The 19688-nt window shown below is 36.0% G+C and carries 17 protein-coding genes and 2 tRNA genes; 14 read left to right on the forward strand and 5 right to left on the reverse strand.

Annotated elements, in window-relative coordinates; genetic code table 11:
- Positions 1-57 precede the first annotated feature (57 nt).
- The 6 genes from rseP (at position 58) to LQV47_RS00995 (ending at position 6308) form a co-directional block, all read left to right on the forward strand.
- Entirely contained in the window at positions 58-1539 is a 1482-nt protein-coding gene (gene rseP, locus LQV47_RS00970; protein WP_230032799.1) for an RIP metalloprotease RseP, read from the forward strand.
- Between the two features lie 80 nt (positions 1540-1619).
- Positions 1620-1696, forward strand: a tRNA-Asn gene (locus LQV47_RS00975).
- Positions 1697-1800: 104 nt separating this feature from the next.
- A complete protein-coding gene (locus LQV47_RS00980) occupies positions 1801-2133 on the forward strand; it encodes a hypothetical protein (RefSeq protein ID WP_230032801.1) in 333 nt (110 codons plus the stop codon).
- Positions 2134-2518: 385 nt separating this feature from the next.
- Positions 2519-3238 carry an AAA family ATPase gene (locus LQV47_RS00985; protein ID WP_230032803.1) on the forward strand — a complete coding sequence of 240 codons (720 nt, stop codon included), beginning with the start codon at positions 2519-2521 and terminating at the stop codon, positions 3236-3238.
- A 136-nt stretch (positions 3239-3374) separates the two neighbouring features.
- Positions 3375-3448: transfer RNA gene (locus LQV47_RS00990), tRNA-Asn, on the forward strand.
- 328 nt (positions 3449-3776) lie between these two features.
- Positions 3777-6308 (forward strand): DUF5686 family protein, encoded by a 2532-nt coding sequence (locus LQV47_RS00995; protein WP_230032805.1) that lies wholly within the window; start codon positions 3777-3779, stop codon positions 6306-6308.
- A gap of 333 nt (positions 6309-6641) precedes the next feature.
- Here the strand turns inward: LQV47_RS00995 and LQV47_RS01000 are convergent, their stop codons facing one another.
- The 4 genes from LQV47_RS01000 to rplU form a co-directional block, all read right to left on the reverse strand.
- Complete coding sequence (locus LQV47_RS01000; protein WP_230032807.1) at positions 6642-6806, reverse strand: hypothetical protein; 165 nt, start codon at positions 6804-6806, stop codon at positions 6642-6644.
- A gap of 26 nt (positions 6807-6832) precedes the next feature.
- A complete protein-coding gene (locus tag LQV47_RS01005) occupies positions 6833-7000 on the reverse strand; it encodes a hypothetical protein (protein WP_230032813.1) in 168 nt (55 codons plus the stop codon).
- 234 nt (positions 7001-7234) lie between these two features.
- Entirely contained in the window at positions 7235-7492 is a 258-nt protein-coding gene (rpmA, locus tag LQV47_RS01010; RefSeq protein WP_047489604.1) for a 50S ribosomal protein L27, read from the reverse strand.
- A gap of 12 nt (positions 7493-7504) precedes the next feature.
- A complete protein-coding gene (gene rplU, locus LQV47_RS01015) occupies positions 7505-8080 on the reverse strand; it encodes a 50S ribosomal protein L21 (RefSeq protein ID WP_230032815.1) in 576 nt (191 codons plus the stop codon).
- A gap of 184 nt (positions 8081-8264) precedes the next feature.
- Here rplU and LQV47_RS01020 point away from each other — a divergent pair, with 184 nt between their 5' ends.
- From LQV47_RS01020 to LQV47_RS01055, 8 genes are all read left to right on the forward strand, one after another.
- Complete coding sequence (locus LQV47_RS01020) at positions 8265-9149, forward strand: metalloprotease (protein ID WP_230032816.1); 885 nt, start codon at positions 8265-8267, stop codon at positions 9147-9149.
- 212 nt (positions 9150-9361) lie between these two features.
- Positions 9362-10450, forward strand: coding sequence for an acyltransferase family protein (locus LQV47_RS01025; RefSeq protein WP_230032818.1), 1089 nt, complete (start codon positions 9362-9364; stop codon positions 10448-10450).
- A gap of 75 nt (positions 10451-10525) precedes the next feature.
- On the forward strand, positions 10526-11104 hold the full coding sequence (locus LQV47_RS01030; protein WP_047489616.1) for a tRNA-(ms[2]io[6]A)-hydroxylase: 579 nt from the start codon (positions 10526-10528) through the stop codon (positions 11102-11104).
- 31 nt (positions 11105-11135) lie between these two features.
- On the forward strand, positions 11136-11753 hold the full coding sequence (locus LQV47_RS01035) for a DUF502 domain-containing protein (RefSeq protein ID WP_230032820.1): 618 nt from the start codon (positions 11136-11138) through the stop codon (positions 11751-11753).
- A 92-nt stretch (positions 11754-11845) separates the two neighbouring features.
- Positions 11846-13222, forward strand: a complete 1377-nt coding sequence (locus LQV47_RS01040; RefSeq protein WP_230032823.1) for a tryptophanase — start codon at positions 11846-11848, stop codon at positions 13220-13222.
- A 250-nt stretch (positions 13223-13472) separates the two neighbouring features.
- Positions 13473-14546 carry an NAD(P)/FAD-dependent oxidoreductase gene (locus LQV47_RS01045; protein WP_230032828.1) on the forward strand — a complete coding sequence of 358 codons (1074 nt, stop codon included), beginning with the start codon at positions 13473-13475 and terminating at the stop codon, positions 14544-14546.
- Between the two features lie 4 nt (positions 14547-14550).
- Complete coding sequence (locus LQV47_RS01050; RefSeq protein ID WP_230032829.1) at positions 14551-15708, forward strand: pyridoxal phosphate-dependent aminotransferase; 1158 nt, start codon at positions 14551-14553, stop codon at positions 15706-15708.
- A gap of 162 nt (positions 15709-15870) precedes the next feature.
- Positions 15871-18303, forward strand: coding sequence for a TonB-dependent receptor (locus LQV47_RS01055; protein WP_230032830.1), 2433 nt, complete (start codon positions 15871-15873; stop codon positions 18301-18303).
- 87 nt (positions 18304-18390) lie between these two features.
- On the opposite strand, the gene LQV47_RS01060 is transcribed toward LQV47_RS01055, so the two are convergent.
- Complete coding sequence (locus LQV47_RS01060) at positions 18391-19608, reverse strand: PQQ-dependent sugar dehydrogenase (RefSeq protein ID WP_230032831.1); 1218 nt, start codon at positions 19606-19608, stop codon at positions 18391-18393.
- Between the last annotated feature and the right edge of the window lie 80 nt (positions 19609-19688).

A 19688-nucleotide genomic window follows, 5' to 3' on the forward strand; every position in this document is an offset into this window, starting at 1 on the left:
TATTTGGCATAGTTTTGATAATTGTTACCTTTGCAAATTAAAATCTAAAATTTATTAATGGAAATAGCAATCAAACTCTTTCAGTTCATTCTGAGTATCTCTATACTGGTAGTTCTTCATGAGCTTGGGCACTTCTTACCGGCCATATGGTTTAAAACAAGAGCCGAAAAATTCTTCCTGTTTTTTGATCCTTACTTTTCAATTTTCTCAATGAAGAAAATCAATGGTCAATGGAAGTATAAATTCTTCTCAAAAAACCTGCCGGATACTGAAGTAACAGAGGTGAATGGAAAGAAGGAAGAAGTTCCTATCGATATATCAAAACTTCCGGACAGCGACTGGAGAAAACATCCTGAGCAAACTAAATACGGAATCGGATGGCTTCCATTCGGAGGGTATGTGAAAATTGCCGGAATGGTAGATGAAAGCATGGATACCGCACAGCTAAAAAAGGATCCGGAATCCTGGGAATTCAGAGCTAAACCGGCTTGGCAGAGACTGATCATCATGCTTGGTGGGGTTACTGTCAACTTTTTCCTTGCATGGATCATATTTTCAGCATTGGTTGGAAAAAATGGAGAAAACATCTTTGAAGCTGATAAAATCACAACTCCTCTTCATTATACGGAAGCTGCAAAAAAAATGGGCTTTCAGGATGGAGATAAGATCTTAAAAGTAGACGGAAATGTTCAGAAAGATTTCAAAAAATTAGCACTTGATGTTTTATTAAGTGATGAGATCACTGTTTTAAGAGATGGAAAAGAGGTTACTTTCCCAACAAATGACGACGGAAAGGCTTTTGCATTTCAAGATCCTGAACCTAAAGCATTCTTAACACCAAGAATGTCTCCTGTTGTAGATACCATTGTAACAAAATCTACTCTGGATGCAGGATTAAGAATTGGAGATAAAATACTTTCTGTAAATGGAAAACCTCTTAATTATTACGATGAAGTAAAACCTTTGGTAGTTCCTAATGCAGGAAAAGTGACAGACTTTAAAGTATTGAGAAATAATCAGGTTGAAGATTTAAAAATCCCGGTATCTAAAGAAGGAACAATTGGAATTTTAGCGTTTAAAGAAATTCAAAAATATTCCGTTCATAACGACTATAACTTCTTTGGATCAATCAAAAGGGGATTCACACTTACTATTGAGAGTTTAACGTATCAGATCAAGCAGTTCAAATTAATCTTCAATAAAAAGATTAAAGGTTATAAAAAAGTGGGCGGACCTATCGCTATTGTAAAAAACATGCCTGTAAATAAAGATGCTGCAGGACATGTTTCCATTGACTGGTCAGCGTTCTGGGGCTTTACAGCAATGTTCTCTGTATGGTTGGCGTTCCTTAACCTTATTCCAATTCCAGGACTTGACGGAGGTCACGTTTTATTTACCTTATATGAGATCATTGTAGGAAAACCTGTACCACAAAAAGTATTGGAAAATGCTCAAATGGTGGGAGTTATCTTCCTGTTGGGATTAATGGTACTGATATTCGGAAGTGATATTTTTAAAATGCTTACCGGAGGTTTATAATTTTTTCGAGAAAATCATTAAAAATATTTGCAGGGTATAAATATTCGTCCTATATTTGCACCACTTAAAAACAAGGACATTCCTCCTTAGCTCAGTTGGTTAGAGCATCTGACTGTTAATCAGAGGGTCGCTGGTTCGAGCCCAGCAGGAGGAGCCAAAAAAGACTTACAGAAATGTAGGTCTTTTTTTATTTACATATATTTTGCTTAATCCTTACACCTGATCACACAAATGTCCATAATAAATTTAAAAGTTCTTAATATGAAATCTATATTTTTAAAAAGCTTGTTTATAATAAGCATATTTTTTATACATAACTATAAGTCTCAATCCGTAAATGATTATATCTCATTTTATAATGGGGTTGTCCCTAAATTGAATGCAATTGCCTCTAATAAAACGCAATTCTACGGACATAATTTTTCAAACTTCTATAATGAATTATCACAAAAAGGAATAGACGTTGTAAATTTATCATATGACAGCAAAACAGATACTGGTATAAAATATTACATGCTAGCATTGTATTTTTGTGATAGTAGTATGGATAAACCAGCATTAGATAATAAATTTCAAATCCTGTGGTTTGGATAACTTTTGAAAGCGAAATCCCTTCTCAAATAAAAAATATGGTACAGGAATATAATGGAGTATGGACTAGCATTTTTACACAGTTTTTTGCGAATATGAAAATAGAAAAGATTGAATTTGGGGGAATAAATGGATATAACAGTAATGATTGGTCTGGTAAATAATCGATCGAACAAAAACAAAAGTTATAAATTTACTAAACAATAATATAAACTATTTATAATGATTGGTTCTACCGCAGCCAGCTAAAGCCAATCATCAATTAATCTTTATCAACTTTGGTAAAGATTTTTATTTACATTTACATAAAATCCCAAAAAATGTAAGTCTTTTTTTATTTGCATATATTTTGCTTACCAGACATTAATATTATGTAACTATATAAACAATGCCCTACTTATCCCGTATCTATTTAAAAGATAACCACCCGAAAGATTTCCCCTTCAACCTTCCTTTTTTGAGTAAAGGTTTGGATCTAAGGCTTAAAAGCAATGTTACTTTTTTCGTTGGGGAAAACGGAATCGGTAAATCGACCCTACTGGAGGCTATTGCGGAAAACTGTGATTTCAATGTGGCCGGAGGAAACCGAAACCATCATTATAACTTCCATAAAACAGAATCGGGATTATCTGAACACCTTGTTCTCTCCTGGAGTACTAAAACATCACAGGGGTTCTTCATGAGAGCTGAAAGCTTCTTCAACTTTGCCACCTATATTGATGAAGTAGCTAAAGAAGACAGCAGGGTTCTGGACGCTTATGGAGGCAAATCCCTGCACCAGCAATCACATGGCGAGGCCTTCCTATCATTATTTCATAATCATTTCCAAAAAGGAATTTATATCCTTGACGAACCTGAGTCTGCCCTGTCGCCCCAAAGGCAGCTTTCTTTGTTATCCATCATCCACAAATTGGAGAAAGCGGGAAAAGCCCAGTTTATTATTTCAAGCCACTCTCCCATTCTGATGAGCTACCCGAATGCTGAAATCTATTTAATAGATAACAAAATTCAGCGTATCCCGTACAAAGAAACAGAACACTATCAGTTGACAAGGAATTTTTTGGAGCATCCTGAGAGATATTTCAGGCATTTATTCGAAGATATCTAAGATGATATTAAAAATAAGTGAAATATTTCTTACTGAAATTCAACATATTTAGTGTAAAACCATCGATAATTGGGGATAAAACTTGACTGATATTAATATTCCTCTTATATTTGCATCACTTAAAAATAAGGAAAATTCCTCCTTAGCTCAGTTGGTTAGAGCATCTGACTGTTAATCAGAGGGTCGCTGGTTCGAGCCCAGCAGGAGGAGCAAAAAGACTTACAGAAATGTAGGTCTTTTTTTATTTTAAGCAAAGAAAACTTAGCTTTAGGGTGGCTATTTTAACAATTACAGAGGGCTCCAATACACCATTTTCACCTTAGTATAAGTCGTAAAAACTGTGACTTTTCATCTTATATTTAATCTCCTGATTCATCACATTTTAAGCACTTAAAATTCGTATCTGATTTTTAATAATTTGTAGTATTATTTTCGTTACATTTGCGAACTTATAGGGAATAATAATTTTTTCTATTTTTTTTCTATTTTTTGAATAAACTGCATACTTTTTGTTTGTGATAATTGCTTGAAGAAACGAATGATGTTAAACAATAACCCTAAACACAATTTTTTATTTTTTTTCCTGCTTTTTACCAGCTTTTCGTTGGCTCAAAATAGAGTAAGCGGAAGAATTGTTGATGAAAAAAATAACAAAGAGCTTAATCAAGTTGATATCTTTATCAATGACAATAAAACTCCGGCGCTTACCACGACTTCCGGAAGCTTCGTTATTCAGTCTGATAGTATTATCATCATTACATTAAAATTTTCCAGAAAAAATTATACTTCCCAAACCCTGGAGGTGACTCCTGCCACCGCTGAAAATATTTTTGTACAGCTATCACAGGCAAAGGTGAGCAGTATTCAGGAAATTGTTATCAATACCGGGAAAACCAAATACAAAAGCAAAAAAGAAAATCCTGCGTATGCTATTATGCAGAAAGTCTGGGCACGTAAAAGAAATAATGGGCTAGAAAAGTTTGATACGTATTCATATAAGGAATATGAGAAGACCCAATTCGACCTTAATAATCTGGACAGTACATTTATGAAGAAAAAAATCTTCAATAAGCTGGATTTTATCTTTGATTATGCTGATTCTACAGCAAGTGGCAGATTAGGACTTCCCATCTTTCTAAATGAAGCTGTTTATGAAAACTATGGTAAGAATAAACCCGAAAAAGACTCTAAAAGAACACTCGTTGCTCAAAAGACTTCAGGGTTTCAGGATAATCAGGTCATCACCGTTTCAGCAAAGAACCTTTACCGTGAAATCAATATCTACGATAATACACTTAATTATTTCGATATAGGATTTCAAAGCCCTGTAGGATCAGACGGTTTCAGTACCTATGATTACAGCCTTGTAGATACTATTGCTATCCGCGGGGAGAAAGCTTTCCATATAAGGTACCAGCCTAAAAGAAAGGACATCCTGGCTTTCCAGGGGAATCTTTATATAGACACAGATACCTATGCTGTTATAGGAGCTACTTTAAAATCAACACAAAAAATAAACGTCAATTTTGTCAATAGTGTTTCCACCCAGCTGGAATATGACAATCCTGATGAAAACACATTCCTACCTAAAAAGCTGGTTACAGAATTCGAAATAAGTCCTTTTTCAAAAAAGAAAGGATCTAAAAGTATTATTGCTAAAAGATCTGTAGATTATTCAAATTACGAATTCAATAAACCTCTGGACCCAGCTGTATTCAAGAGAAAAGAAGAAGAATACGAAGACGAGTTTGTCAAAAAAGATGATGCCTATTGGACGAAAGCCAGGCCTGACACATTATCCAAATCTGAACAAGGGGTTTACAACATGCTTGATCAACTTCAGCAGACTCCAAAATTCAACCGAATGGTTAAATTATTTGAAACCCTGGGCTCCCGTCATTACAATGCCTTTAAAGGGGTAGATATCGGTCCTATTTTTTCGATATACGGAAGAAATAAAGTAGAAGGAGACAGAATAAGACTGGGTGCAAGATCTTATTTCGGATTAAACGATACGTGGAGAGTACAGTTTTATACAGCATATGGATTTAAAGATCAACAAGTAAAATATGGTGTTGACGCCAGGTATATGTTCAATAAACTTAACCGGTTTATGATAGGAGCAGGAACCAGCAGGGATATTGCTCAGCTGGGAGGACAGCTGACCAGTGGAGACGGCCTGACAACCGGTCCGCAATCCACCTCTACATTCTTTGCAAGAGGTGAAAATAATTCTTTAAGCTCTGTAAATCAAACCAGAGTATTTGCAGCCATTGAACCCTGGAAAAACATACAATTCAGAGTTGATGGGGTAATGCAAAGTATTAAATCTGCTAACCTGGAGCTCTTTAATCTAATGTATTACAAAGACGGAAACTTAAGAAAAACAGTCAATGACTCTCATGTTACCTTCAGTATAATAGCAAAACCGGGAGCTAAATTTTCCCAGACAGGAATAGACCGATACCAGGCAAGAAACCTTGCCCCAACCATCGTTTTACGCTACACAAGGGGAATCGAGGGCCTTTTCAATGCTGATTTTAATTACGATAAGCTTCAGTTTATGCTTTCCAAGCCATTCCTTATCGGAACTATAGGTAAAACGATTGTCAATCTTGAGGCCGGAAAAAACTTTAATACCGTTCCGCTGGCATTGCAGAATATAATCCCGGCTAACCTTTCCTATGGATTGGTTCCCAACACTTTTTCACAGCTTAATTACTATGAATTCGTAGCCGACGCTTATGTTACCCTTAACCTTGAGCATCATTTTAACGGAAAAATACTTTCTTACATCCCATTGATCAAGAAATTAAAATTTAGAGAAGTTGCTTTTATCAGAGGAGCGTACGGATCATTAAGTGATGAATCTAAAGCGATCAACGTAGAAGGATTCAAATATTCTGCTCCCAATGAACATATCTATTATGAGTATGGATTTGGAATTGAAAATATTGGAATTGGAAACCTTAGAATTTTTAGAGTTGATTTCAACTGGCGAGGAAATTATCTGGACAGACCGGATATCTCAAAATTTGATATTAAAGCAGGATTTCAATTTGGATTTTAATACGATACAAATAATCCGCAGCTTCTCCGAAGCTGCGGATTATTTTTTCAATTTTATCTAACATTCATCGTGCATAGAAGACTTTGTATAAAACATCTAATGCATCTATTCATATTAACTAGTCAAAACATTCCGACAAGGTGCATGGCTCAGAAAGCATACAGTTTGACTGCTGCCATGAGTTCCATCTGCACCACTCAAAACATGATTGAAACATAGAAGGGCACGTTGCCGCGACTTCTCCACTTATTTCCTTTAAACTCTTTTTAGTTAATTTTTTCAGATTCTTCATTTCAATGCATTAATGGTTAAATCATTTATATGGTCAGCCAGCTAGCACACACAAGGCTCTTCATAAGTATTGGTGAGACAGTGTATTTTCTGCCATGCACTCCATCCGCACCATACACTGCAAGAACTTGTGATAGGCGGGCATTTTTCTGTACCTCCCTGAATTACTTTCAAATTCTTCTTTGTCAGTTTTCTTAGATTTTTCATTTGAATGTATACTGATGGTTATGGTATTAATTACATGAACAAGACTGTTCTACATAGAATATACAACGAAATTTCTCCAGTGGAGATAACCCACACCATACGTCGCAAGATCTGATAGGTGCCTGAGGGCATGACCCGGCTCCACCATTAATTGCTTTAAGACTCTTTTTTGTTAATTTTCTTAGATTTTTCATGTTAATTAGTTTTATTTTTTGCCTACTCTATATGCTTTTCGGCTTCCGCAATTAACTTATTGTATGACATTTAACAAATATATAAATATTTCACAAGCAATAGAATATTAATCAAAATATTTTTACTCCCCCAGAAAAAATATTGCCCTGGCCCTATTTCCCAGGATGCAACAAAACAAAAAAACCTCAGCAAATGAATGCTGAGGCTTAATTTTTTATAAAACGCTTAAGTTATTATGCGTTTGCTTCTACAGATACAAAAGATCTGTTGTTTGCTTTCTTTCTGAAAACTACTTTACCATCTATTAGTGCAAACAAAGTGTGATCTTTACCGATTCCCACGTTATCACCTGGGTGGTGCTGAGTACCTCTTTGTCTAACAATAATATTTCCGGCAATAGCTGCTTGTCCTCCGAAAATCTTCACACCTAATCTTTTAGAGTGAGACTCTCTACCGTTCTTGGAACTACCGACTCCTTTCTTGTGTGCCATTTTATTATTGGATTATTTATTAAGTGCTTTAAATTGATCGATATTCTTAATGATAGCAGCATCTACTTCTTCATGAGTAAGAATATTCTTTTCTAATTCAACTTTAACTGCTTTTCCTAAAGTAATTAAAGTTTCTCTGTTCTCTTTAGACTGAGACAAGTTGTTTTTCTTCAAGTGATAGTTCAGCTCGTGATCTTCACCAAAGTTAACAGTTGCGTTGTCAGAAAGAACTTCTCCTTTCACAGTTTCTTTTTTAGCAGCTTTTTTTGCTCCTGCTTCAAAACCAGTAATACCAGTGATTACGATTTGAGTTAAAGATTGTCTGTGACCGTTTTTCACTTTGTAACCTTTTCTTCTTTTCTTTTTGAAAACGATTACTTTATCAGCTTTTACGTGGTCTAGGATCTCTGCTTCTACAGTGATTCCGTTTACAGCTGGGGCGCCTACAGTGATTGCTCCGTTTACAGTAAGAAGAACTTTATCGAAAGATACTTTTCCTCCTTTATCTCCTTTTAAACGGTTTACAAACAACTTCTGGTCTTGCTCAACTTTATATTGAAGCCCTGCTATTTCTACAATTGCAAACATTGTTTATAAAATTTTTAGTTATTTCGAGGTGCAAATATACAAATAAAATTCTAAACCCCTTACAATCAAAACAATGTTTTTTTTACAAATAGCCTATTCACTATGTTTTGAATAATTTTTTACAATAAAGTATTCATATGTAAAAGATAATTTTATATCTTCGTTTTACCAAACTAATATTTTTATGAAAAAAAACCTTAATTTCTGCTTATTAGCAGGATTTATTGCTGCATTTTCATTGACATCATGCAGCGATGACAAAATGGAAGAAACGGTAGTACCGGAACAGGCTTCAAGTGCAAAAATTGATCAGCCGGGTGATCTTGAAAAGATTTGTTATTATGTAGACAACAACTGGAACTCCACTGCAGTATTGAAAACATCATTACAAAACTCTACCGACACCAACTTCATGAATGCCCAGATGACTAAAATTGCCAGTCTTTGGGGAAGAAGCAATCCTACTCTAAGGTTTGTGGACGATCCATCCAATTACAATTCAACGTACAATGCCATTTCTTATTCTACAGGGAAAATTTATTATGGCTATGCAATCTATTATGATGCAAAATCAAAAGGCGGAGATATTGTTAATGCCATGATTCTTGCACATGAGTACGGCCACCAGCTTCAGTACATCTTTGGACTTCCTTCTGTCAGTGAAAACACCGCAAGACCAAACGAATTGGAAGCAGACGGTTTTGCCGGCTATTATTTAAGAAGACCCAATGGCTACAACAAAACCAATTTTACAGAAATTGCATCAGCCTATGAGTTCGCACAAAGCATAGGTGACTATCAGACCAATAGTCCGGGGCATCACGGAACACCAGCCCAAAGAAGATCTGCTGTACGTTTAGGATTCCTTTTAGGACAATACGATCTTAATGCCGCTAATTTTGACTATAACTTCTTCTATTATTATCAAGGCGTTTTAAATGGCACGTACAAAATGGCTAAAAACACAGTTAATCCTGAAATTGACGCATACATGAGTCAATATATTGATGAACTGAAAAAAATTCAGACCGGAGAAATTTCTGCTGAAGAGTTTAAAAATCTCAAATAACACAAACATTCACTTTTAGTATATTAAGAAAGGAGGCCGTCTCACAACTCGTGAAAACGGCCTTTTTCATGAAATTTCCTGTACTCCTATATGAGAAGGGTTTTCGTTTAAACGATTCTCAACCCACATCCTCTAGCTGTGCTACGTCTTCTTTTTTATTCACTTGAAAAATAGCGTAAGTTTATTTACTTTTGATTCCACATCCTACAACAATGAACAGAGACCTCTATATTGATTTTGCCAAAGGACTGGCTACCCTCTCTATTATATTTATCCATACCGCTTTCTGGTCCGGGCAATTTTACATTCCGGCAGAGGTGCGGGTATTTTCTCTTGTCTTTGATGTAGCCCTTTTTTACGCTCTGAGTGGTGTTACTTCAGGAGCCAACATTGAAAAAACTCTTTACAGGCTATTGAAACTGCAGATCACGTATATGATTTTTGTAACATTCCTTTTCTTTATAGATTATTTCTTTAAAGTCTTCGGACTCATTTTCTTTTCCTTGGAATGGCTTCAAAATTTTTATTCCACATTCGGTTCGAAATATGCCACTACCAATATTTCCACAACACCGCAGTGGCAAAATCTTGGAAACTGGTACCTCCACCAATATACGAATGCTGATACTTTCCCCGTAGTAATAGGGAGCTTCTGGTATCTGAAGGTTTATTTTATCCTGACTGTTTTTGGCGTCTTAATTTTGAGATTTTTTCCAAAGCATATCAATTGGTTGATAGGAATTTGTATTTCCTTAACCTTATTATTCAATATTTTTCCTGAATATTATCCTACGGGCCAGGTTGGCTATGTAGCATTTTATCTCTCTGTATTTTTAATAGGTAACAGAATGCGTGGAAAAAAAATTCCGGGAAAACTTATTCCTGTATTGTATATTCTTGTTGCAGGAAGCTTATTATGGATGTTCTGGTATTATGGAGGTGAGATTTTTTACAAAATAAATAAAAACAAATTCCCCCCAAAAATACCCTATATCATCTGGACATTATTTTCTCTTGTCACCTTATTTGTTCTTTATAACAGATTAAAAATTACAAAAGAAAATTTCGTTACCTACATTGGTAAAAATGCAATCTTCTTCTATTTTGCACAGGGTATCAGCTCATCCCTGGTCTATTTTCTCGTGGTTCCTTTACAGGAAAACATGCCTTGGTGGTCACTGATGCTGCTTATTTACGTTACGAATATCATATTGGCATTCATTATTTCTGCAGGTTTAAAAAAAGTAGATACTACAGGGTGGAATATTTTGGAATTCTTAAGGAGAAAGACCGCATCTTAGCATTTTAGAGGTAAATTTGAAATAAAAATAATCATTCTTCCCTCAATTTGTTTTAATTTTACAAAAATTTATAACATGTTTAAGTTGAAACTTCCTACCGATCCAAGGTGGGCAAATATTGCGGAAGGAAACATTGAAGAAATTTTGACAGATCATGCGTGGTGTGAGCAAAAAGCAGCTACCAACGCCATTACGCTGATTACAATGCTTCCGGAATATCCCGAAATGGTTACAGAACTTCTGGCTATTGCCCAGGAAGAGCTGGATCATTTTAACCAGGTTCATGAAATCATCAAAAAAAGAGGCTATACTTTTGGGAGAGCCAGAAAGGATGATTATGTCAACCAATTAGCAAAATTTATCGTTCAGGGATCCAGAGACGAACTCATTATAGATAAACTGCTTTTTGCAGCAATGATTGAGGCCAGAAGTTGTGAAAGATTTAAAGTACTCACAGAAAATATTAAAGATGAAGAACTTAAAGTTTTCTATAGAGAACTTATGATATCCGAAGCCAACCATTATACTTCATTTATTGGTTTTGCAAGACAGCTTGGAGATCCGGAAACCGTAAACAGACGCTGGGAAGAATGGCTGGAATATGAAGCTGATATCATTAAATCCTATGGAAATAAAGAAACCATCCATGGGTAAAATTAAAAAATAACAGAGTAAAGACGATACATTGAAGAAACCTAGCTTTGAAAATATTGCTAACCTTTTTCTGAAGAACTTTTTTCAGGGGTTAGTTATTATAGGTCCTATCGGGCTTACTATTTTTGTGATCTGGTATATTGTCAGTGCTATTGACAATCTCATTCCGTCTCTTGCAAAACAGATCCCCGGGCTTGTTTTCGTTTCAATTATATTATTTACCGCTATTCTGGGCTATTTAGGAAATAAATTCGTGGTAGGAAGATTCTTTTTTGATACCATGGATAGTTTACTGGAGAAAACTCCGGGAGTAAAACACATTTATACCCCTACAAAAGATGTCATGTCTTCATTTGTAGGTGACAAGAAAAAATTCAACGATCCTGTATGGGTGAAAACCAATGAAAATCCTGAAATATGGAGGATTGGCTTTTTAACCCAAAAAGAAATGTCGGACGTTGATAAGCATAACTATGTTGCAGTATATCTTCCCCACTCGTATGCTATTTCGGGCTGGGTAATTGTTACTGAAGAAAAAAACATCAAACCTGTAGTAGGAATGAATGCAGCTTCTGCCATGAAGTTTGCAGTAAGTGGCGGTGTAGCCGGTTTCCACTCCGATGAAAATATATTTAAAGCCCCTGAGTAATTCCCCGCTCTCTCTTTACATATATATTGATGATTTGAAATTATTTTCAAAGCAATTTTCTTTACAAACAATTTAAAAACATACTTTAACACATGAATTTACCTTACGCGGAACCTTTCCGCATTAAAATGGTGGAGGAAATCCGCCAATCCACCAGAGAAGAAAGAGAACAATGGCTTAAAGAAGCAAATTATAATCTTTTTAACTTAAAATCTTCGCAGGTTTTTATTGATCTTTTGACAGATTCCGGAACCGGAGCGATGTCAGACAGACAATGGGGAGCCCTGATGACCGGAGATGAAAGCTATGCCGGATCCCGCTCTTTTGAACAACTGCAGCATACAGTTGAAAAAATTACTGGTTTTAAATATTTACTTCCAACACATCAGGGAAGAGCTGCTGAAAATGTTCTCTTTTCAGTGTTGGTAAAAGAAGGAGATGTAGTTCCGGGAAACTCTCATTTTGACACTACGAAAGGGCATATAGAAATCAGAAAAGCACATGCTGTCGACTGTACCATTGACGAAGCTTTTGACATCAATGACCTTCATCCTTTTAAAGGGAATATCAATCTTGAAAAACTGGAAGAAGTCTATAAAAGCCACCCTAAAGAAAATATCCCTTTCTGTCTGATTACTATTACCTGTAATTCTTCCGGTGGCCAGCCTGTTTCTTTAGAGAATATGAAGGCGGTAAAAAAACTTTCTGACCAATATGGAATCCCTGTATTCTTTGATTCAGCGAGGTTTGCAGAGAATGCATATTTTATAAAAAAAAGAGAAAAAGGCCAGGAAAACAGAAGTATTAAAGAGATCTGCAAAGAAATTTATTCTTACGGTGACGGAATGACCATGAGCTCCAAAAAAGACGGACTGGTAAACATCGGAGGATTCATCGCCTTGAATAATGAAGAACTTTTCAGAAAGGCTTCAAGCTTCACCATTATCTTTGAAGGCTTTATTACTTATGGAGGAATGGCAGGAAGAGACATGGCTGCATTGGCTGTAGGGCTGGATGAAGCCACTGAATTCGCTTATCTTGAAAGCAGAATTTCTCAGGTCGAATATCTTGGTAATAAGCTGATAGAATATGGAATACCGGTTCAGAAACCTATTGGTGGGCACGCTGTATTCATTGATTCGTTAAATTTCCTTCCTAATGTTTCCCGTGCTGAATATCCGGCTCAGACGCTAGGACTTGAAATTTATAAAGAAGCAGGAATCAGAACTGTAGAAATCGGTACTTTATTGGCAGACAGAGATCCTGAGACACGGGAAAACCGCTATCCTAAACTGGAGTTGGTGCGCTTAGCCATCCCCAGAAGGACGTACACCAACAATCATATGGATTATATTGCTGCAGCAGTCAAAAATGTATATGAGAGGCGCGAAGAAATAGCAAAAGGATATAAGATCACCTGGGAACCGGAAATTTTAAGACATTTTACAGTTCACCTTGAAAAAGCATAAAAATAAAACCGGAATTTATTCCGGTTTTTTCTGTTGTATGGATAATTTTTCATTTTTCATATAAACGGATGAAAATGTTCAACTTAAAACATAAAAAATGCTATGCTTTTCATTTAATTTTTCTGAAATTCAAAATTAAATTACTTTATTTTTTTCAAATCATGAATGTTTTTGATTTACATTTGCACCAATCTAAAAAATAGATTGCAAAAAGTAATTAAACACCAACTGAAAAATCCGTTATTCCGAAATGAAGAAAATTGCTGTCGTGGGCGCTGGTATTTCCGGCTTAAGCATGGCGAATTACTTAGAAAAGCACAATATTGATTACCATATTTATGAAAGAAGGAAAAAAGAAGATTTAGCAGGTCACGGGTTCCTTATCCCACAAGAGGGAATTGAACATCTTTCCCAGATTATTGACCCCCAGCTACTTTTTAACCATGGAAATTTTCTAAAAAAATACATACAATATTCTCACAAAGGAAAGATCCTTGCCGAAAGAGATCTTAATGATGTTTTTGTTATTTCAAGGCAGGCATTAATCAATATTTTAACTCAAAATATTTCTCCCGACAAAATAACATACGAAAAAACGTTAACTTATAATGAAAAGGGAAAACTAAAACTTCCTGACGAAACCTTTATTGATTCTGATATTGCTGTTATTAGTGATGGCTCCAGAAGCCGAATCAGAAAAAATATTTTTAAGGATGAGAAATTGAGACCTGTAAGGGAAAATGAGATTGTCAATATCATTCAAAATGAAAAAATAGCAGCCTGTATTGAAAATAACTTTATGAAATTCCATCTCGAAGAGGGCGGGCTGACATTCGGAATTCTAAAGCTTTCCAAAGACTCCGTTCTTTGGTATTCGCAATTTGACAGTGAAAAGTACAAGATCAGTGAAGAGTGTTCCACAGGCAGTCTTAAAAAATATATGACTGAACTTTTTAAAGACTGGAGCCCTTTAGTTTTGTCCATTATCAAAGAATCCAGCTATAAAAATGTTCATTTGTGGCAGGTATACGAACTGGAGGAACTTACCCCTTTTTATAAGGACAATATAGTCTTTATCGGAGATGCAGCACATCCGCTGATCCCTTTTACAAGCCAGGGAGTTACCTCAGCACTAAAGGATGCATTCACCCTGACTAAATACTTAGCCGAAGAAAAGGATATGAGTGAAGCTTTCCGAAAATATGAAGCAGAACGAAAGCCGGAAATTGAAGTCCATATTGCCAACGGCAGGGCTTTACTTAATCAGTTTTTGCTTCCGCTGGACCAACATTCAAAAAATATTTTACCAATCTCTTATAAATAAAAATATGTTCACCAATAACGATATCAATTTTGAAGCTCTGAAAAGAAAAGCCTACAACGGAAGGTGGGCAACCCTGGAAGATGGAATTATCCCTTTGACAGCAGCGGATCCTGACTTTAGAACAGCTCCTGAAATTGAACAAGGCATCATTGAATATATCAAAGATGGCTATCTGAGCTATGGTCCTTTTTCCGGCCTTCCCGAGTTTAAAAAGAATGTAGCTGAACATTTCAATACAGAGAAATTTGGAAATTTCATCCCTGAAAATGTACTTGCTGTGAACAGTGCAGCACAGGGAATGTTTTTGATAGCCTCCTATGTTCTGAAGCCGGGAGAAGAAGCTATTATTTTGGATCCTGTAGATTTTCTATTTAAAAAATCCGTGGAAACAGCTGGAGGAAAGGTTGTATTATGCCCTGTAGATACCGTAACCGGAGCTATTGATTTTGAAAAAATGGTTTCACTGATTAATCCAAAGACGAAACTTATCAGCATATGTAATCCGCACAATCCATTAGGAAAGGTATATTCTAAAGAAACGCTTAAAAAGATTTCTGAGATTGCTTCTTCTCATAACTTATGGGTGATGAGTGATGAGATATGGAGTGATATCGTCTATGATAATAAGGATTTTCACACCTATTCATCTGTTTCAGAGGAAGCAAAGAAAAAAAGTTTTACGGTATATGGATTTTCGAAGTCGTTTGGTATTGCAGGGCTTAGAATTGGTGCTGTTTTATGCAATGATCAGGAAATTTTTGAAGATTTTGTAGAAAAATCGAATTTCAACTCAACGATAGAGGGGGTTTCCACATTATCACAGATTGCAGCAAGTGTAGCCCTGGAAAGAGCAAAACCATGGTACAGAGAATTTTTAACGCATCTACAGCATAACAGGGATCTTGCTTTTAACCTGTTAAGCCAGTCTGAAGTCCTGAATCCTAATCTTCCGGAAGCTACCTTTGTATTATTTCCCAGGATTAAAAACGGAATGTCTAGCGATGATTTTACCCAACATGTTCTTGATCATGGTAAAGTAGCCATCGTACCGGGATCAGAAAGATGGTTCGGAAAAGGAGCAGAAGGACACATTAGAATTTGTTTCTCTACTTCACAGGAAATCCTGGAAGAAGGTTTGAATAGAATAATAAAATGCTTTTAATATTAAAAATATTCATTAAAAATACATAAAAAGTTATTTTTTTTCTAAAAGCAATACAGAATGTAATAAATTTAAAATATCCATAACAAATAATTAATTTTAATACTGATTTAAAAATAAAAATTAATAATTTTGAGACAATCATCAACCAAAGTCTCAAATATGAAAATAAAATACATCAGCGTCATTTTTCTTAGTGCTTCTTCATTATCCTATGCTCAGCAAATACAAGATACTATTGCCAAGGAGTCAAAAATAGAGGAAGTTGCCATTACGGGAAGCCGGAATAAAAAAAGAACGGTCATTAATACACCTGTTCCTATAGACGTCATTGACATTAAGCAGGTAAGCCAGGCAACAGGGCAGGTAGAAGTCAACCAGCTGCTGCAGTTTGCGGCACCTTCTTTTAATTCCAATAAACAATCCGGATCAGATGGCGCTGATGCGGTAGATCCGGCCACATTGAGAGGCTTAGGCCCTGATCAAACCTTGCTATTACTCAATGGAAAAAGATACCATCAATCGTCGTTAATCAACCTTTTCGGAACCAAAGGAAGGGGAAATACAGGATCTGATATGAATACCATCCCCATTGGTGCCATCAAAAGAATTGAAGTCCTTCGTGACGGCGCTTCGGCACAATATGGTTCAGATGCCATTGCCGGGGTGATCAATGTCATCCTTAATGACCGTGATAAAGGTTTTGAAGGGAACGCTTTTTATGGGATGAATCTTTTTAAAAGTCCCGGAAGTAATGATGTAGTATCCGATGATAAAATTGATGGTACAACCCTTGATTTTAGCGGAAATCTGGGAACAAAAATTGGGAACAAAGGAGGTTTTGGAAACTTTACTGCTGAATTTATTAATAAAGATCGCACCATACGAAATGCAAATCCGGAGAGATATTCATCTCCAAGAGAAAAATTTGGAGACGCAAAATCTCAAAATATTTATTTCTTCGGAAATATAGAGTTACCACTATCTGACGGACTAAACTTCTATTCCCGTCAGGGATTTTCTTACCGAAAGACCAACGCATACGCGTGGACAAGATCTGCAAAGGCTGATGGAAACATCCCCGATGTGTATCCAAACGGCTTTAATCCTATAGAAAACACCTCTATTACAGATTTCACGTTTGACAATGGATTAAAATTCAAAGTTGCAGATTGGGATATAGATTTTTACAACGCATTTGGAAGCAATAGATTTACCTATCAGATCGATAACACAATCAATGCTACGTTAGGAATAAAATCACCAACAAGTTTTAACGCAGGGGGGCATTCTCTTCTACAAAATACGACAGGGTTTAATGCTTCTAAACAATTTAAAGTATTACAGGGATTAAATATTGCTTTTGGATCCGAGTTCAGATATGAAAAATTTGAAATCATTAAAGGCGAAGAAGCATCTTATACTATGTATGATATCAATGGAAATATTGTTAACTCAAGTACACCTGATAACTTATTAGTAAAGAACCCCATTACAAATAATATTAGACCCGGAGGCTCACAAGGATTTCCAGGCTATTCACAAGAGGTCAATAAAAACAGAAATAATTTTGCCGCTTATATAGACACTGAATTGGATATTACCAAAAACTGGATGATAAGTGTTGCCGGAAGATTTGAAAATTACAATGATTTTGGAAGTACCCTGAATGGTAAATTCGCTACACGATACGCTATTACTCCTCAACTTGCACTTAGAGGATCTGTTTCCACGGGATTTAGAGCACCGTCTTTAGCACAAAAATATTATAGCCTACAGTTTACAAATTTCCAAGGGGGGAATTTGGTCACAATCCAGCTGGCATCTAATGACAGTGATCTTGCAAAAACCGTGGGAATTCCACAATTGAAACAGGAAACTTCATTAAATGGAAGTGCCGGGTTTACTTTTAATACCGGAAAATTTACAGCAACAGTAGATGGTTATTATATTAAGGTAAAAGATAGGATTGTCCTGACTGGAAACTTTAATCAGGATGATGATGCTATAGGTGGAATTCTAATTGATAATCATATTGACCAGGCACAGTTTTTCACCAATGCGATAGACACAAGAACAAAAGGTATTGATATTATCTTAAATTATACTGAAAATATTGGTTCAGGAAAACTTTCTGTAACATTAGCTGGAAATTATAATGAAATGGAAATTACCAAAGTAAATACTTCGGAAAAACTGAAGGGAAAAGAAGAAACCTATTTAAGCCCTAGAGAAAGAGCTTTTATTTTGGCTTCTGCTCCTAAAACGAAAATAAATCTGAATTTAAATTATAAGATCAGTAAGTTCAATGCTAATGTCCAACTTGTAAGATTTGACAAAGTAAAACTGATTGGTTATAACGGCGCAGATGACAATCAGTCTTATGGTGCAAAAGTGACAACCGACATTTCTTTTGGCTATGAACTCTCTAAAAATTTCAACATTACAATCGGAAGCAAAAATTTATTTAACCGCTATCCAACTTTGCAGACAGCACATGTAGATGGAAATACAGAATCCGGAGGTATTTTTGATCCTGTACAAATGGGGTTTGGAGGAAGACAGGTTTTTGCCCGACTAAACTTTAAGTTTTAATGAAACTTAAATGGAATAAGCCCTCATAATTTTCCTCTTTTGATTCTTACAACCAACAACTCCTGAAATGAGTTCAGGAGTTGTGGTTTATTTTTTTGAAATTTTATAGAGCTTTCCACTGTCTGTCACTGCGTACAGATTACCATCCATTCCGTTTAAAACATCCCTGAACCGTTCTTTTTGATCTGCCAGAAGGCGTTCTTCACCTACCACTTTATTATCTTTCATTACAATTCTGTTGATGTGTTCTCCACTCAGACATCCTATAAATAAGTTTCCTTTCCATTCGTCAACATTTCCTGTATAAAAGGTGATTCCACTGGGAGAGATCACAGGATCCCAATAATAAACAGGCTGCTCTGTATCTTCTCTTTGTGTAATTCCTTCACCTACTTTTTGCCCGGAATACTCAATTCCATAGGTTACATCTCCCCATCCGTAGTTCTTGCCGGGCTGTATAAGATTAATTTCATCTCCACCGCGTGGGCCCATTTCCACATCCCAAAGTGTTCCGTTCGGATCAATAGCCATTCCCTGCGGATTTCGGATACCATAGGCATAAATTTCAGGTTTATATCCCTGTTTGCCGATAAAAGGGTTGCCGGGAGCAGGCTTTCCGTCTTTTGTGATTTTTAGTATTTTACCTAAATAATTATCTGTTTTTTGAGCGAAGACCCTTGTTACCTTATCTGATCTTTCTCCTGTACTTACAAATAAAAATCCATCTTTATCAAATGCCAGCCTGCTTCCATAATGCTTGTCACCATCATAGGATGGTTCTGCTCTGAAAATCACCTTAACATCTGAAATAGTCTTAAAATCCCCAGACAGCCTGCCTTTTGCTACAGAAGTAAGATTTCCCTTTCCGAAAGGTTCCGAAAAACTGAAGTAAATGATAGTATTGGTTTTAAAATCCGGGTCAAGTGCAACATCCAGCATGCCTCCCTGCCCTTTTGAATCTACATTCGGAAACCCTTCTATCTTAGAAACCTGCTTTCCATCCTGGGATACAAGATTCATATGTCCTCTTTTATCCGTAATAAGAAATCTCCCGTCCGGCAGATTAATAATACCCCATGGTTTTCCGAGATCTTTGTTGATAACCTCTGCTTGATAGGGAGTTACTGTCTTTACAGCTTTAATTCTTGTCTGTCCTTTAAATGCAGGCTTATAGTCAGAATTGGGGGATTCTGTTTCTACACTGCCATCTGCTCCCACCTGCTGAGCATTCACATGAGCTTTCTTACACGAAGACAAAACAAAGAAAACACTCAATAATGGGATGTAAAATTGATTGATATTCATAGCATTATGGATTAGGTATTAAAATGAATGGAAAAATAATGCCATAAAATTTGCATAGTAAAACTTTTATTCTACATTTG

The organism is Chryseobacterium sp. Bi04, from assembly GCF_918698085.1.
In the GTDB taxonomy this organism is placed as follows: domain Bacteria; phylum Bacteroidota; class Bacteroidia; order Flavobacteriales; family Weeksellaceae; genus Chryseobacterium.

Coding starts and splice junctions, on each gene's coding strand:
- rseP (WP_230032799.1), top strand. CDS start 58: ATGGAAATAGCAATCAAACTCTTTCAGTTCATTCTGAGTATCTCTATA.
- LQV47_RS00980 (WP_230032801.1), top strand. CDS start 1,801: ATGAAATCTATATTTTTAAAAAGCTTGTTTATAATAAGCATATTTTTT.
- LQV47_RS00985 (WP_230032803.1), top strand. CDS start 2,519: ATGCCCTACTTATCCCGTATCTATTTAAAAGATAACCACCCGAAAGAT.
- LQV47_RS00995 (WP_230032805.1), top strand. CDS start 3,777: ATGATGTTAAACAATAACCCTAAACACAATTTTTTATTTTTTTTCCTG.
- LQV47_RS01000 (WP_230032807.1), bottom strand. CDS start 6,806: ATGAAAAATCTAAGAAAACTGACAAAGAAGAATTTGAAAGTAATTCAG.
- LQV47_RS01005 (WP_230032813.1), bottom strand. CDS start 7,000: ATGAAAAATCTAAGAAAATTAACAAAAAAGAGTCTTAAAGCAATTAAT.
- rpmA (WP_047489604.1), bottom strand. CDS start 7,492: ATGGCACACAAGAAAGGAGTCGGTAGTTCCAAGAACGGTAGAGAGTCT.
- rplU (WP_230032815.1), bottom strand. CDS start 8,080: ATGTTTGCAATTGTAGAAATAGCAGGGCTTCAATATAAAGTTGAGCAA.
- LQV47_RS01020 (WP_230032816.1), top strand. CDS start 8,265: ATGAAAAAAAACCTTAATTTCTGCTTATTAGCAGGATTTATTGCTGCA.
- LQV47_RS01025 (WP_230032818.1), top strand. CDS start 9,362: ATGAACAGAGACCTCTATATTGATTTTGCCAAAGGACTGGCTACCCTC.
- LQV47_RS01030 (WP_047489616.1), top strand. CDS start 10,526: ATGTTTAAGTTGAAACTTCCTACCGATCCAAGGTGGGCAAATATTGCG.
- LQV47_RS01040 (WP_230032823.1), top strand. CDS start 11,846: ATGAATTTACCTTACGCGGAACCTTTCCGCATTAAAATGGTGGAGGAA.
- LQV47_RS01045 (WP_230032828.1), top strand. CDS start 13,473: ATGAAGAAAATTGCTGTCGTGGGCGCTGGTATTTCCGGCTTAAGCATG.
- LQV47_RS01050 (WP_230032829.1), top strand. CDS start 14,551: ATGTTCACCAATAACGATATCAATTTTGAAGCTCTGAAAAGAAAAGCC.
- LQV47_RS01055 (WP_230032830.1), top strand. CDS start 15,871: ATGAAAATAAAATACATCAGCGTCATTTTTCTTAGTGCTTCTTCATTA.
- LQV47_RS01060 (WP_230032831.1), bottom strand. CDS start 19,608: ATGAATATCAATCAATTTTACATCCCATTATTGAGTGTTTTCTTTGTT.